At 62.7% G+C, this 14,810-nt stretch carries 12 protein-coding genes and 1 tRNA gene; 7 read left to right on the top strand and 6 right to left on the bottom strand.

The window, feature by feature from the left end; all coding sequences use genetic code 11:
- Positions 1-119: 119 nt before the first annotated feature.
- Together NKJ88_RS13355 and rpiA are read right to left on the bottom strand one after the other, a co-directional pair.
- A complete protein-coding gene (locus NKJ88_RS13355; RefSeq protein ID WP_023668979.1) occupies positions 120-737 on the bottom strand; it encodes a DUF2059 domain-containing protein in 618 nt (205 codons plus the stop codon).
- A complete protein-coding gene (rpiA, locus tag NKJ88_RS13350) occupies positions 724-1,455 on the bottom strand; it encodes a ribose-5-phosphate isomerase RpiA (RefSeq protein WP_352444296.1) in 732 nt (243 codons plus the stop codon). Before rpiA ends, NKJ88_RS13355 begins: the two co-directional genes overlap by 14 nt.
- Before the next feature lie 155 nt (positions 1,456-1,610).
- On the opposite strand from rpiA, the gene NKJ88_RS13345 reads away from it, so the two are divergent.
- A complete protein-coding gene (locus NKJ88_RS13345) occupies positions 1,611-2,294 on the top strand; it encodes a phosphoglycolate phosphatase (RefSeq protein WP_352444295.1) in 684 nt (227 codons plus the stop codon).
- Positions 2,295-2,421: 127 nt separating this feature from the next.
- Positions 2,422-2,496: transfer RNA gene (locus NKJ88_RS13340), tRNA-Val, on the top strand.
- A gap of 38 nt (positions 2,497-2,534) precedes the next feature.
- Here NKJ88_RS13340 and NKJ88_RS13335 read toward each other — a convergent pair.
- Positions 2,535-2,807, bottom strand: coding sequence for a hypothetical protein (locus NKJ88_RS13335; protein ID WP_352444293.1), 273 nt, complete (start codon positions 2,805-2,807; stop codon positions 2,535-2,537).
- 248 nt (positions 2,808-3,055) lie between these two features.
- The gene (locus NKJ88_RS13330; RefSeq protein WP_352444291.1) at positions 3,056-5,320 is read right to left on the bottom strand and encodes a DNA/RNA non-specific endonuclease; all 2,265 of its coding nucleotides are present in this window, start codon (positions 5,318-5,320) and stop codon (positions 3,056-3,058) included.
- Between the two features lie 68 nt (positions 5,321-5,388).
- Here NKJ88_RS13330 and NKJ88_RS13325 point away from each other — a divergent pair, with 68 nt between their 5' ends.
- A complete protein-coding gene (locus NKJ88_RS13325) occupies positions 5,389-5,730 on the top strand; it encodes a hypothetical protein (RefSeq protein WP_352444290.1) in 342 nt (113 codons plus the stop codon).
- Between the two features lie 96 nt (positions 5,731-5,826).
- A complete protein-coding gene (locus NKJ88_RS13320; protein ID WP_023668987.1) occupies positions 5,827-6,513 on the top strand; it encodes a Crp/Fnr family transcriptional regulator in 687 nt (228 codons plus the stop codon).
- 30 nt (positions 6,514-6,543) lie between these two features.
- Here the strand turns inward: NKJ88_RS13320 and NKJ88_RS13315 are convergent, their stop codons facing one another.
- Complete coding sequence (locus NKJ88_RS13315; RefSeq protein ID WP_352444288.1) at positions 6,544-10,866, bottom strand: cytochrome P450; 4,323 nt, start codon at positions 10,864-10,866, stop codon at positions 6,544-6,546.
- 129 nt (positions 10,867-10,995) lie between these two features.
- On the bottom strand, positions 10,996-12,768 hold the full coding sequence (locus NKJ88_RS13310) for an adenylate/guanylate cyclase domain-containing protein (protein WP_023668989.1): 1,773 nt from the start codon (positions 12,766-12,768) through the stop codon (positions 10,996-10,998).
- Between the two features lie 357 nt (positions 12,769-13,125).
- On the opposite strand from NKJ88_RS13310, the gene NKJ88_RS13305 reads away from it, so the two are divergent.
- The 3 genes from NKJ88_RS13305 to NKJ88_RS13295 all read left to right on the top strand — a co-directional run bounded on the left by NKJ88_RS13305 (position 13,126) and on the right by NKJ88_RS13295 (position 14,769).
- Entirely contained in the window at positions 13,126-13,383 is a 258-nt protein-coding gene (locus NKJ88_RS13305) for a PepSY domain-containing protein (RefSeq protein WP_023668990.1), read from the top strand.
- Between the two features lie 83 nt (positions 13,384-13,466).
- Positions 13,467-14,207, top strand: a complete 741-nt coding sequence (locus NKJ88_RS13300) for a lysozyme inhibitor LprI family protein (protein WP_352444286.1) — start codon at positions 13,467-13,469, stop codon at positions 14,205-14,207.
- 91 nt (positions 14,208-14,298) lie between these two features.
- Entirely contained in the window at positions 14,299-14,769 is a 471-nt protein-coding gene (locus NKJ88_RS13295) for a hypothetical protein (protein WP_023668992.1), read from the top strand.
- Positions 14,770-14,810: the final 41 nt, after the last annotated feature.

The following is a 14,810-nucleotide window of genomic DNA, read 5'->3' as shown; positions in this document are numbered from 1 at the left end:
TGTTCCTTGCCTCAAGAAATGTTTGAGACAGGTAGGCCGCATGAAGCCAAAAGAAAAGCCCGGTTTCCACCGGGCTTTCTGGTCCAGCGGCAAGGATGCCGGTGGCGAAATCAGACGTCTTAGTTCTTCGGCGCTTCCGGCTGGTCACCGTCTGCGGGCGCATCGCCGTCGGCAGGTGCAGCGCCATCGGCGGGGGCAGTTGCGTTATCCGGCGCAGGCGCGGCCGGAGCAGCGGCCTTCGCGGCGGCTGCCAGCGTTTCGCCGACCTGCTGGGCGAGATCGCGCGCCAGGCCGTTCTGCCAGATGTCGGCGGCCTTGACCAGTTCGCGCGTCACGTTGGGGCCGTTGTCGAGCAGCTTCTTGCCGGCATCGGAATTGTAGAAGGCGGCGATGTCGGTGAGATCCTTCTCGGAGAACACCTTGGCATAGGCGAGCGCTGCTTCCTTCTCCAGATCGGCACGGCGCGAGGCCAGCGCCAGTGCCTTTTCGCTGACGGTCTTGCCGATCAGCTCCTGCATATCAGGGTTCTTCTGGATAAGCTGCTGCTCGAGCGAGGCCGCCGCTTGCGGCAGGATGTTGTCGAACGAGTCGGTCGCGTGGATTGCCGTGACCGCCGCCCGTGCCGCCTTCAGATGCGATTCCGTGATCTCCTGCGAGAACGCCGGGGAGGAGAAGGCGAAAACGGCCGAAGCCGCCAGAACGGCGCAAAGATTGCGAACCCGGTTATGCAACATCATGATCGGTAGAACTCCCTGGTTTTCGGGCGGCATGGACGGTTTGGATGCCGTCGCCGCCGGCGATGATGGCCGCTGACGCCAGCCCGATGAAAAGACCATGCTCGACCACACCAGGAATGGCATGGAGAGCATTCGAAAGCGCTCTTGTATCCGGAATGCGGCCAAAAGATGCATCGAGGATAAAATGGCCGCCGTCTGTAACAAAAGGCTGGCCCCCCGTCATCCTCAATGTAACCGGGCCGGAAAGGCCGAGACTTTTGGCCGCTGCCGCGACCGCGATTTCGGTCGCGCGCAGGCCGAACCGGTTGACTTCGATCGGCAAGGGAAACCGGCCAAGGGTGTCGACCATCTTCGAGCGATCGGCAATGACGATCATGCGCTGAGATGCCGCCGCGACGATCTTCTCGCGCAGCAGCGCGCCGCCGCCACCCTTGATCAGCGTCAGCGCCGCGTCGATCTCGTCGGCGCCGTCGACGGTGAGGTCGAGCTCGGGCGTTTCCTCAAGCGTCGACAGCGGCACGCCAAGTTCGCGGCAAAGGGCTGCGGTGCGCTCCGACGTCGGCACGCCGATGATGGACAAGCCGGTGGCGATCTTTTCGGCCAGCAGCCGCACGAATTCGTCGGCCGTCGTCCCGGTGCCGATGCCGATGCGCATGCCGTCGCTGACATGGGCAAGGGCAGCCCGCGCGGCCTCGACTTTCAACTGCCTCGGATTCATGCTCGCCCCGGGGGTTTGGCTTGGTTCTGATTTTTCTGGATGCGCGCTCCTAGCACTTTTGCCCGCAGGGTCAAAGACTTTGGCTCCCACCGGCTTGCCTGAAAGAAGCGCAGCCGCTATCGCCTGCCTGCAATGCATCAGCCACAGGATAGGCCATGACCCAACCGATCATCGTGTTCGACCTCGACGGGACGCTGATCGACACGGCGTCGGATCTGCTCGACAGCCTCAATCACAGCCTTGCCGCCAGCGAGCTTGCCGCTGTCGATGAGGCCGGCTTCCGGCGTTTTGTCGGCCAGGGCGGACGGGTGATGATCGAGCGCGCGCATACCGCGCAGCAGAAGTCACTGGCGGTGGAGGAGCACGACCGGCTGCTCAAGCTGTTCCTCGACCACTACACGCTCAACATCCCCGGCAAGTCGCGCCCCTACCCCGGCGTGGTCGAGGCGATCGCCCGCTTCGAGAAGGCCGGCTACCTGCTTGCCATCTGCACCAACAAATATGAGGCGAATTCGAAAGCGCTGATCGGGGCGCTCGGCCTGACAAAGCATTTCGCCGCGATCGCCGGCCAGGACACGTTCGCCTTCCGCAAGCCCGACCCGCGCCATCTGACCGAGACCATCCGGCTCGCCGGCGGCGATCCGCATCATGCGCTGATGGTCGGCGATTCGCAGACCGACATCGACACGGCCAAGGCCGCCGGCATTCCGGTGGTCGCCGTCGATTTCGGCTACACCGACCGCCATGTCAGGGAATTCGAACCATCGGCGGTGATTTCGCATTTCGACGCGCTGACGCTCGACCTGGCGGAACGGCTGATCGCAGCGGCGGCCGGCTGAGCGAAACGGGGATTCCGCGGCAGCGCCTGTCCTCGGCTATTTCAGGCATAGAAGGCGGGCGCATCGCCTTGACTTCAACGGCATGCCTCCCTTATATCGCGGCTCGCTTGGCCTTCGGGCAACGAGCGGGCGATTAGCTCAGCGGGAGAGCACACCCTTCACACGGGTGGGGTCGCAGGTTCAATCCCTGCATCGCCCACCATTTTCTTTCCCTGAACAGCGCACTCCAAGCCAGCACTCCTAGCAGCTGCAACTCGCCCCTTCCCCACCAAAATTCTTCTGCGCGAAGTTCAAGGCGCTTGAGTAGCTCGTGTAGCTCTGGAACTGGCAGACATCGGAGCCGTTCCGCACCTTCATCTGCTCAAGATCCCAGAATGAGACCTCGATGTGGTCGTTGGCGCAGTAGACAGTGTATTTTTCAGGCTCCAGCGCCTGCGCCTTCTGCGCCGGGATGGAGACGGCAGGAATGGAAAGCACGGAAAGTGCAAGCATGATGGCGTGACGTGTGCGCATGTAAAAACCCCGAATGAAAACCAGCCCGTATTATTGCCGCTATCTTGAAGCGCTGCATCACGGCTTTTTGACGAACGACTTCTTTCCGGTGCCCGGCTCGCCGTCAGCTATGTGCTGATCCAGATCTCCGCTGTGTTGGCGCTAATTGGTACCGCTCGGGGGCGCGTGGCCGGCAGCAGGGAGGTCGGCTTGGATTGCGTCCATTCGGTCATGGTGTTCCCTGCAAGGCATCGCAGCGCCGCGCGAGCCTAAGCCTTCTTCTTTCGTCTCCGTGATCCCGCCCGCATTGCAATTTCGGTGCCGCGCACCGTTTCGTACTGGTCGGCGTCGATCAGCGACTGATCGAAGGTGACGCCGGTCATTTCGGAGATTTCGGTCAGCGGGTACATGGCGCCGACGAACTCGTCGGAGACGGCAAACTCGAGCTCGGTGTCTGACAGATCCTGTTCGAGCACGAAGCCGTAGCTGGCGATGCCGTCACTGACGCGGGCGACCACCACCTTCCAGAAGCGGCGCGGCACCGGCGCGCGGAGACTGGTGCCTTTGGGACCCTTGCCGGCAAAGGTCCGGTCGTCTTCGGCGAGGACCGGGCCGGCGAAGACGCAAAGCCGCTCGCTGGCCGCCTCCGACAGGACGTGATTCTCAAGATCGCCCCAGTTCTTCTCGCCGCTGTCGGAGCGGTTGTAGCCTTCGACCTGGGGCGAGCAGTTGGTGACATGGAAGGAGCAGACATTGCCCCTGAGCAGAAGCTCGAACGTGCTGCCCCAGGCCACGTCATCGCGCCTGACGATATGGCCCTTGTCGAAGGCGCCCTGATCCTGGGTGTAGAAGACGTCGGGGATCTGGTACTTGTCGTCGAGCCGCAGATCCGGGAACCAGCGCTCGCTGAACAGGCCGCCGCGCGAATAGTTGCGGCCCTTTTCCGGCTCACGCAGATTGCTCTCCTCGGTGACGTTGGAGGCGGTGAACAGCGCCAGCCGCCGCTTGGCGTGCATCTTGAGCGAAAAATTCTGGTAGTCGAGTTGCGTGCCGCCGGCCTTGAGCGGCGCCAGCACGGAGAGGTCGGTGGCCTCAGGCATCGGCACAACGACCGGCGCGAGTTTAGTGCCGCCAGAGAGAAATTTCTCGTCGTAGCCCTTATAGCCGGCATAGTCCGCGACCGTTTTGGGAACGAATGCGCCGCCTGGAGGGGTCGACTTGGCCGCTTCGAGCTCGACCGATTCCGTGACCGCTTCATGGGCAGGCGTTGCGCCGAGCGAGACGGTGATGCGCAACGGCACTTCGAAGGTGACGCTGCCGCCCGGCGAAACGACGACGCCTCCGGATGGAGGCGTCTGGGTGGCGACGCCCGGGATCTGCTGGACGCCGCCGACTTCAACCAGGTTTACGCCCTCGGCCGGCGACCCGCTGTCCGCCTTGTTCCACCATGCGCCCCAATCGTTTGGGCCGCCGCTGGCGGCGCCGGCGAAATTGAGGCCGAGGTCGACGACACGCTGGTCCTTGGCCAGCGCGCCGGTCGGCACGGCGTAGTTACGCTCGAGATAGCGGCCGGCGAAATGCAGCGCCACGACCTCGCCGGTGGCGAGGTTGATCATGGCGGTACCGGAGTTGCCGCCAGTGGTCGAGCAATCATGTGTCGCCGCGCTGACGATCTTGCCGAAACTCTCCGTATCGAAGCCGCCCTGCAGCATGCCCGGTTGCAGGCGCTTGACCTGGAAACGATTGCGCATGAGCTCGTTCTGGACATCGACCGCGTTGCGATTGTCGAACGCGGGATAGCCGATGGCGACGACTTCCTGGCGCAGCATATCGCGCGCGTCGGCGACCGCGAGCGACAGCGGCGTGATGTTGTCGGGCAGGCCTTCGACTTCGAGGATCGCCATGTCCCAATAGGGATGGATCATCCGGACATTGCGGATCTTGAAGACGTTTCCCGCCGCCGAATCGCGCTTGAAGTCGATGCCGGCGGCGCGGCCGTTGATGAATTGCAGATTGCAGTCGCCAAGGCCGTCCGCAAATATCTGCGCCACATGACGATTGGTCATCAACAGGTTGCGGCCGACGACGAAGCCCGTGCCGCCGTAAGGGATATTGGTGTTCCACAACAGTTCGATACGCCCGATCGCCGGCAGGGCGGCTTCGATGCGCTGCTTCAATGCGGCCTCGCTGGTAAGCTTCGTCCACAGCGAATGGCCAGGTGTCGGAGCGCCGTCGAAAGTCAGCGTCGTAAAGGTGCCATCCTTGATGTCATAGACCGGCCGCAACTCCGGGATGATTATGGCTTCCAGATCGGAAAGCTGCTCGGGCGCGACTTCGGCGCCCCGCGCGAGGCTCTCCATGCCAGCGCGCGCCGATTCAAACGCCGCCTCCGTCTTGCCGGCTTCCGCAGGCGCAAGGGATTCCAGAGCGCCGCCTGCCATCGTCTCCACGTTGCCGAGGACCGATTCAGTCCCCTCGCCCCCGGTGACGAGATCGAGATATTGACGGATTCGCTGCTCTCTGCTGACCGGCATAGTCGCCCCCAAAGGTTCTGTCGAAGTAAATAACTGTATTGCCCCATTTTAGACTGGTGCATTTCTGATTGGCAGGCAAGGAAACAAATCAACTCGCGTCGAAGATGACCGGAGTGCAACGTCGGCATGTCTTTGCCGCAGTCGCTCGCGCGATGTATGACGCTCGCATTATTTCAGCGATGCCGTATGTGATCTCCGTCACAGACGCTCACGCTGTTTGCGCCCACCTATCGCAACGGGTGGAAGGGCCATTGCGGCCGCTCGGTTTTACAGAAATTTTATCACCTATCCATTTTTATCAGTTGGCGCCTGCACGCGCGGCTCCTCTCGCCGCGCGTGTAGGCGGCTTTCCGCCCGGCACGAGCCAGGCACTGGGCGCGACCACTGCGCCAAGCCTTTACAAGGCGTAATCGCAAGGGATGAACGCCGGCCTTTGACGCGGTGCACTCTTGCCTTAGACTTCGGCCCTTAAACTTCGCCGATTGCGGCAATTGGGAATTTGGAACATGGCTTTTGGCGGCCCAAACGACAGAAACGATCTGCCGCGCCTGGCACGCATCGATCCAAAGCTGTTCGATATCCTGTTCAGCGGCTGCAAGGTCGAGCGCTACGCCGCCGGCCAGCATCTGTTCGTCCAGGAAGATGCCGCCGACCGGATCTACGGGGTGATGAGCGGCACGGTGGAAATCTCGATCTATTCGCCTGGCGGGCAGAAGCTGGTGGCCAATATCGAGCTGTCGCGCAGCCTCGTCGGCGAGATCGGCGCGCTTGACGGGCGGCCACGCACCGCCACCGCCATCTGCCTAACCGCTTGCGAGCTGGTTTCGCTCAGCAGGACACAACTCTTTGATCGCATTGAGAGAAATCCACCGCTGGCACGCGCGATGATCGAACTTCTGTGCGCCCGGCTGCGCTGGGTCAGCGGCGAACTCGGCGACCAGGCCTTCTTCGGCATCGAGGCGAGGCTCGCCAAACGCCTGGTCTTCCTGGCCAAGGTGATGGCCGACAGCGCCGGCTGGATCCCGATCTCGCAATCGGAACTCGGAGAGTTCCTCGGCGCCACGCGCGAGTCCGTCAACAAGACGCTCAACGACTGGCGCAACCGCTCGTTCATTGCCATCAAACGCGGCGGCCTGCGCATCACCGACACCGGGGCGCTGCGCCATATCGCAGAATCGCAGGACGACGACTGACGCCGATCCCGAATCAGCCCCGGCTAAGACTCAGAGCCGCGAAATCAGGTAGCGCAGCGCCGAGCGGCTGGGCATGAAGAAGTATCCACCACCCTTGGTGGTGACGAATTGCGGCATGTCACGGAGCGTCGTGACCTTTTCCCATGACGGAATGGTGAACCTGCCATCACCGCTGCGCGAACCAATCGTCGGGTCCTTTTCAGCGACGAGGCCCTGGAACGTGGCCGACGAAACCCAGGTCTGCTGAATGAATTCGTACTGGCGCTCTATGTCGGCGTTGAGGCACATGAACAGCAGCCCTTTTTCGACCTTGCCATTCTTGCCGTCCTGCTTCTCATAGGTACGGCCGACCCGCAGGATACGATGGCGCTTGCCGATATTGATCTGCGTATCGCGGTCCTCACCCAGCGAGTCGCGTGGGTTGGAACGGCGAATGTGGGCACCAAGCGGGCAGCGATGGCCTTGCGGATCCTCGGCGCCAGCGGCGAAGTTGTTGTCGATGACGCGTCCCGGATGATCGGGGTTTCGCACCAGCGAGCTACCGTTCTGCCAGCGGCCGAGCATCTTGGCGGCAATCCAGTCTTGCGTGATGGCTTGGTTGCCGAGTTGGCTCGCGACCAAGGCTGCAGCCTTTTTGCAGTAATTGTTGAAGACGTCGACGTGCTGCTCGAACTGGCGAATAACGAGGAATGAACCGTTGCGCCCGAAATCGCGCGGCGGTGGCGGCAGGCCCGGTATCAGCCGGCTACGGCGCACCTGCGAAAGGATTCCGGTCCGATCGCGTGATGCGCTTACCGAGGGCGAGGCTGGATAGAACCCATGCTCATCACGATAGCCGAACAGGAACTCGCCGGGCGCGACCAGATGCATGGGCGCGGCGCCCCTGCTGGCGCGGGTCGTGCCCCGGACAATCGGCTGCGAAATCCCGTCCGCGAAACCGAAATGCTCGTAGGCTGGCCCACGTTCCGACCGATCGTCACGCTTTGCCCCGTCGGACGATTTCGTATTCGTGTCGGTCGGACCCCGGTTTACGGCGAGCGGCAGTTCGGCGACGACCTTCATGCCTGCACCGGTCGTCTTTCGTCTCACGGTGGCAATCTCGGTCTTCAACCGTCCCGGGTCTTCAGCATAGCAGACGATGACCAGGTCCACAGGGTTCTCCAACGACCCCCACTCCCATTCGTCCGGGCCGTCGCGGCCTCGGTCGTCCAGTATGCGCCCACGCTCGGGATTGCCCATGCCATGGCGAAAGGCGATCGGAAATGTTTCCAGTGGATCGCCCTCCACACCCTCGTCGAGCCCAAACTGCCGCAGGCCACCGGGACCAAAGGCGACTATCATAGCTCGCCCGGCGGGCCTGCCTTCGCCGAAACTCGTCTGCTCGACAACGAAATCGAGCCAGGCTCTGCGCTTGGGCGCCGGCAGCTTGTCCGGCACCCGGATCGCAAGCATATGCGAATAAGCGAGCGGGCCGAGCGGGCCGAAGAAGATGGACTGGATCTCGCCGGTTTCCAACTGCTGCTCGAGAGGCGCCGGAAAGGCAGAGCTGATATTGGCCAGCAGCGAAGTGGTCTTTTGAACGGTGGTTGTTTCGCTCGCCGGGCGCCGTAGCGAACCGAACAAGCTCAGCCAGTCGCGCGCCTCGTTGCCGACGGCGGAAGCAATGCCGCGCCTGACCCGGGAATTGATCCGCATGCGCTCTGTGTTGATTTGGGGATAGGCGGAGTACCAGAACAGGGTCGGCACCTGCTGGCGCCGCGCCCAGCGCTTGAAACGATCGCCGTCGCGCGCGCCGTCCAGGAACAGCCATCGTGTGCGTGGATAGCCCACGGTGTTGCTCCACACGCCGGTGAGGCCAGCGGACGCCTTGGCGATGAAGTCCTCAAGATAGCTTTCCCAGCTGCCGCCGTAGTTGGAGAAGAACATCAATCGGTTGGAGCCGGGCAGCAGTATCCAGCGGGCGAAATGGATGGTGTTGATGGTGTTGAGGAAGCCTGGCTTGAATACCTTCTGGGCAGCTATCGAGATCAGGTAGAAAGAAAACCTGAGCGCCAGCCGCCGCAGGATGCCGGCCTTCATCGTCGAAATCGCAGTCAGATGGTTTTGTGCCGCGTGGCCCTCCTTGACGAGTATCGCGTTCAATTCAGATATGCCGATCGATGTGCTTTCCGGCCGATCCCTGTCCTCGCGGCGTCGCAGCGCCAGCAAGCACGAAAACGCCAGCAGCGCCGCTGCCACCAACACTCCAAGTCCCGACAACAGAAGTGAGGTGATTGCTACGGCTATGGCGGTGAAGGAGATTTCCTGGGAACTGATGTCGATAGATCTGCCGAACACCACACCGTAGGTCATGTACCAGCAAGCAGCCCAGATGATCGCCACCGTGACGAAGACCGGCGGTACCAGCAACGTCGTCATCAGGGCACGGCCCCAATGACCCGGCGGCTTTTCCAGCAGGCTCTCGGCCGGCTCGAACGCCCAGGCAAACGTCCCTAATGACTGGACATGCTGGCGAACTTCAGCGAGCACGGCAGGAGCGTTGCCGGCGCCTTTGCGTGGCCGCTCGACGATGTCGCGCACGGCTTCGAAAAGCTGCTGCTCGGCCTTGATACGCTGGACCGAGTGCCCCGGCGTGCCCGAAAACACCAGTCCGGCATTGCTGCCGAAGGACGGCGATATGTCGACATTGTGCTTGCGCAGGAAATCGTTCAATGCGCCGCCATCGCGCAGATCGCAGACATCCTTGAAGATCGGCCGCAGCCGGTGCCCGATGGCGTGCGTGACCGCATCGATGACATCGTCGATGCTGCCGTCACCGGAAATCTCGAGAACCAGAGCTCCTTTTTCCTGACCGGAATCAGCGCCGATCTCGCCGGTGCCGACCACGGTCAGGCTGGTGAAGTGGACGGTGCCGGCAATGTCGAGCGCGGTGCGGATATCTTCGACGGCCGGGTTGCCGAGGCTGGCAACCTTGTCGCGGACAGCATCCAGCGACGCGGATCGGGTGACCGGGCAGACCACCGTCACCATAGACTGCGTTACGGTGCGGCAGAGTTCTGCCCGTTCGAAATCGACCTTGAGCGTTTCGGGATAGGCGCCGATGCGGGTCATCCGCCCGGCCTTGCCGGGCATGCGGCGCACGCCCTGCTTCTGGAACAGGGCGCGCAGGCTTTCGCCGATCTGGATCCTGGCAATCTCGGCGCCGATGCACTGATGAATGCCGTGGCCGAAGACCATGTAGTCGCGATACGGGCGCGATGTGTCGAACTGGTCCGGGTTCTGCACGGCGTCGGCATCGAACATCGCCGACAGCGTCGCCGGCATCACCACCGTGCCGGCCTTCACCAGGCGCTCGCGGCGCGTACCCTTGCCGATGATCGCGTCGCGGGCCGTGTAGCGCCAGGGGCCGACCCAGATCGGCTTGAAGCGCATGGCTTCAAGGACGGCCCTGTCGAGCTTGGCGGTATCGTTTTCGGCCAATGCGGCATCGATAGCCTGCCGTGCGTCGGGCCGCGACAGGATCACGTCGAGGCAATTGCCGGCGGCCAACACATTGGTCGGGACGAAGCCGGCGATCATGCCCAGCATGATCGAATTGAGGTCGTCCCGCGACAGGCGGCCCTGATCCGTCTGGACAACCAGCCTCGCCAGCGGTTGCTCGGCCTTCAAGCCCCGGTCCCTCGCCGACTGGATGGAGCGATCGATGACTTTGAGAAGACGGTCGCCCGCCACCACTGCGAGTTCGCGCATGACGGGGCTCGCCGTCGGGTCCGAAAAGAACAGCGCACTCAGCGCGATCGCCCAGTCGGCGAATTCGGATTCATCGTCGATCTCGACGCCGAAATAATCGCGGCAGATGTGCACCGGGACGATCTTCATCAACTTGGAGATCGCATCGAAGCCGGGGCTGGCGCGCGTCATGATCTCTTGCGAATGACGCGCCGCGATCGGCCTGACGGCGGCTTCGACCTCGGCCGGCGGGAATGCACTCAGCACCGACGATTTCATGCGCCGGTAGTCGGCGCCGTCCTGCATGCCGAGGATGAAGTTGGATCCCCGGGCAAGCTCGGTCATTTCCGGGCCGTATGGGGTCTGGAATTCGTCGCCGCGCTCCAATATGTCGCGGACATCGGCGTTCTTGGTGACCACGAGAACACCGAAGAGCTTGCCGGTCGGCCGGAAACGCCGCAACAAGGAAAGCGCCCAGCGGGGGTCTTCGGCCAGAGACCCGACGATGCGCGCAATCAGCCCTGTCTTCCGGATCCGGCCGAGATCGAAGGGCGGCATTTCCGACAGCGGGCGCTGGTTTTTCTGGGCCGCGCGAATAGCGTCGAAATACTTCAGTTCGGTCATGCGCGTTCAAGCCCCCCGGCTATCCACGTTATTGCGATGCCGGCCGTTCAACGCCTAGGTTTGCATCGGTTGCACGTATGTGAATCTTTTCACAGTTGGTCCATGTTCCAGCCAGCATTGACGCCATGTTCATTTGGCCAGTCGGAAATTGGCGACGAGGAACTCGTTCGCGGCCTTGTCGGTGAAAGGTATCCAGCGCACACGCTGTTCTGAAAAATCAGGATGCCGGGTGGTGAAAATGGTCATCTCGCGCCGCGCCTGTTCCGGCCGGCCGCTTCGCATCAGCGCGCCGATCTTCAGGAACCTGGAATAAAAATAGCCGGGAGACAGGTTGAGCGAGCGATCGGCGGCAGCGATCGCCGCCGGCCAGTTCTCGACCAAACAGTAGGCCGCCGTCAGTTCCCCCAGATTGTGGAAGCGGTAGAGGTCGAACGGGCTCAATCGCTCGGTATCGAGAAAGAACGGTATCGCTGACGCGGCATTGCCGAGCAGCAGCTGGGCGCTGCCCATGGCCGAGCGCGCGAAGGCAAAGCTCGGATTGATGTGGATCGCTTCCTCGAAATGGTCGACGGCCGATCGCGGTTCGCCGCGCATGATGTCGACGGCGCCGAGATGGGCGTGCGGGCGTGCATCCAGGCTGTCCACCAGCAACGCCTTGCGGGCAAACTGCTCGACCTTGTTCAAATCGTCGCTGTCGCCGAAACGCAGCCATGCCCGCCAGAAATACCACCACGCCAGTTCATTGAGCACGGCGCTCGAGTTGGCGTCCTCGCGGTACGCCTTCTGGAAGAACTCGAGTGCGGTTTCGGTGTCGCCACGGGTGCGCCGGTTCATGTGCCAGCGGCCGCGTCGCACCAGTTGCCAGGTCTCCAGGCTTTCCCAGGGAACCTGGAAGGTGCGTGCCTGTTCCGCCCGGTCGACCTCCTTGTCGAGGATCGAAACAATCTCAGCGCCGATCTGGTCGCGCAGGTTGAAGATGTCGACCAGATCGCGATCGAAGCGCTGCGACCACACCAGCCGCCCGTTGGACGCGTCGGCCAGCGAGGTGTTGAGGCGGATCTGGCCACCATTGCGCATCAGCGTGCCGCTGACGATGTAGCGCGCGCCGAGCGCGTTGCCGATCACCCGGGTGCCCAGCGTGTCGTCGCGGAACTGGAAGCTGGAGCCCTTGGCGATGACCGAGAGCCATCTGGTGTTGGATAGACCATAGATGATGTCCTCGGCGATGCCGTCGGCCATGTAGCCGATGTCATGCTCGCCGCCATCGGCGTGGAAGGGCAGGACGGCGATCGCCGGCGGCCCCTTGGACGACAGCTTCTGCTGCGCATTGGCCTGGGGAATGGCCGCGAACGACGCCGCCGGCGAGGATCCGTTGCCGCTGCGGCCGGCGATCAGAACGCGCACCGGCAAGGCGATGTTCTTCAGCCTGAATTCGCCGAGATCGGTGAATTCGGCCGCCGTCTTGTCCTTCACATGGTGCCAGGTCGTCTCCGAAACGGCGAGACCGTCGCCCGGCGCGAATTCCTGGATTCTCGCGGCGATGTTGACGTCGTCGCCGTAGAGGCGGCCACCACGCACGATGACGTCGCCGGTGTTGATGCCGGCGCGAAACGGCATGCGCATATCGTCGGCAACCTCGGCGTTGAGGGCGACGATGCGGCCCTGGAAATCAAAGGCCGCGCGCAACGCCTCGATCGGATTGCCGAACTCGGCCATGATGCTGTCGCCGGCGTCGCCGAACGTGCGGCCGCCAAATGTGCCACAGCTGTCGGCGATGATGTCGCGCCGTTCCTCGAATGCCGCGACAGCAGACTCGTCGTCGATGCCCATCAGCCGGGAGAACCCGACGGCATCGATAGAAATGATTGTCGCCAGCTGACGGGTGTAGTTCCGTACAGCCATGTTCGAGCCCCCGCTCCCTTTCTGGTTCTGGTCCAGCACAGGCGACGACCCGTTCCTGAAACACTTCGCCGCGCGCTGAGAGATGAAGATTCCGGCGGGGTTGGCGCGCCATGCCACCCCGCCAGGACCAGAAGTCTAGCAGGGTCTTGGGCAAAGCTCTACCACCATCGGGTTGTCCAGCGCGGGCCGTGGCAGCACTCATGGTTGGCCGGCGGTTGGCGCAAATATTGGCGTGCCGTAGCTCTGAGCGCGGCGATCCAGGGCTTCACGGAACCTGCGCGACGTCAGCACTCGGAACAAACTGTGCTGCCTGCGAGTTTCCGGTGCGGTTCATACCAACGTGAAATGAGGGTAATCATGCGAAATCTTGTTCTGGCGACCGGCGTCGTCGTTCTTCTGGCCGGCTCGACGGCCTTTGCCGCGGATGACAGCCCACTGCCGCCGACGAATGCCCAGAAACTGTCGGCAATCATCGCCAAGGTCGAGCAGCGCGACGGCTTTCGCTATGTGAAGGAGGTCGACTGGGACAAGGACGGGTACACCGTCACCTATTACACCGCCGACAAGGCGAAAGTCGAAATCACCTTCGATCCCGTAACAGCCGAACCGAAATAGCGCTGATACCGCACCGCTTCGGCAATTCCGTCCGCCGCGTTTTTTGCCTACGATGGTGGCAGTTGTCGGACAACGGGGCGACCATGCTTTCTTCCAATCGAATTGCCAACTCGCTTGCGCTTGTCGTTGCACTGGCTGGCGCGGCGGTCTGCCTTGGTCCAGCGCGTGCCGACGGGCCATCCTTCGACTGCCGCAAAGCCAGCCTGCCGGTGGAAAAGGCGATCTGTGCCGACCCGCAACTGTCGGCAATTGATGCCTTGGTCGCCAAGGCCTTTACGGGTTTCGAGCCAGCCTTTGGCCGCGACAAGCGCAAGATCGCCCGTGCGCTCATCACTGACAGGAACGCCTGCGGGCAGGATGCCGCCTGCATCGTCAGCGCCCAGAACAATGCGCTGCAGACCTACGGCAATGCGCCGTCCTGGGTGCAGGATTACAACATCGCCCTGATCGGCAAGAAGGCGCTCGACACCGCAGCCCGCCATCCAGGCAGCCCCGACCAGCCCCTGCCCTCGTCGATCGGGCAATGCGCCTTCACCCACATCACGGCGCTGACTACGCGGCTTGGCGACGACCCGCTGGAAACGGCCAGTCCTGAAGCCGGCAGTGTGACGCGGTTCAGCAATGGCGGCGCCGGGGTTTCCTACGAGCGGGAGCCTGGCCTTGCCAGTTCGAAAGCCGGCGATCCTGTCGTCATGTGCCTGATATCGATCCCGAGGGATTGTCCGCAGGGCGACGAGCGCGGGCGGGTCTATTACGGCGTCGACCTCACGATAAAAGGCACATGGGTTTTGCCGGATTCGCAACATCTATGCGGCGGCGCCTGAAGATTTGCCGCAAAGCACTGCTGGATGCACTCTTGCGCCGATCCGCCTTTGATGGCTGAGTGCGCGTAACAGTTGCAGGGCACGGGGGTGCATGGCCATGGTTAAGCATGTTTTGAAGCGCATCCTGATGATGCTTGCCGGCTATTTCGTTTCGGTGCTGATCGGATTGTTCGCGGTCGTGGCGATATATTGCGCACTCGCCGTATTGCCCAACGCGCCGGACTATTTCGGCGCCATGCAATTTTCGCCCATTGTCGTGCTGCTGTGGCCGCCGCTCGGCATGGTCGTCTATTTCTTGACGATCGTGCTGACCGGCCTGCAGACGCTGATCTTCGCGCTGCTCGCCGAATTCTTTGCCCTGCGCAATTTCCTGGTGCACATGCTGTTTGGCGCCGCTGCCGCTGCAGCCGGCTTTTTCCTGGTCTGGCCGGCCGCGGAAGAGGATGCCGGACGCTGGGCCGATATCGGCATCATCGCCGCCGCCGGCCTCGTAGCCGGTCTGGTCTATTGGCTGATCGCGGGCCGCGACGCCGGCTTCCGGCGTCCGCTCATCCAGCGCTGATCGCAGGAAACGGGCGACCGTCCATCGGCCAAAAATCTAAT

The sequence above is a fragment of the Mesorhizobium sp. M0016 genome (assembly GCF_040324035.1).
Taxonomy (GTDB): domain Bacteria; phylum Pseudomonadota; class Alphaproteobacteria; order Rhizobiales; family Rhizobiaceae; genus Mesorhizobium.
This window is presented reverse-complemented; position numbering and strand designations above follow the sequence as displayed.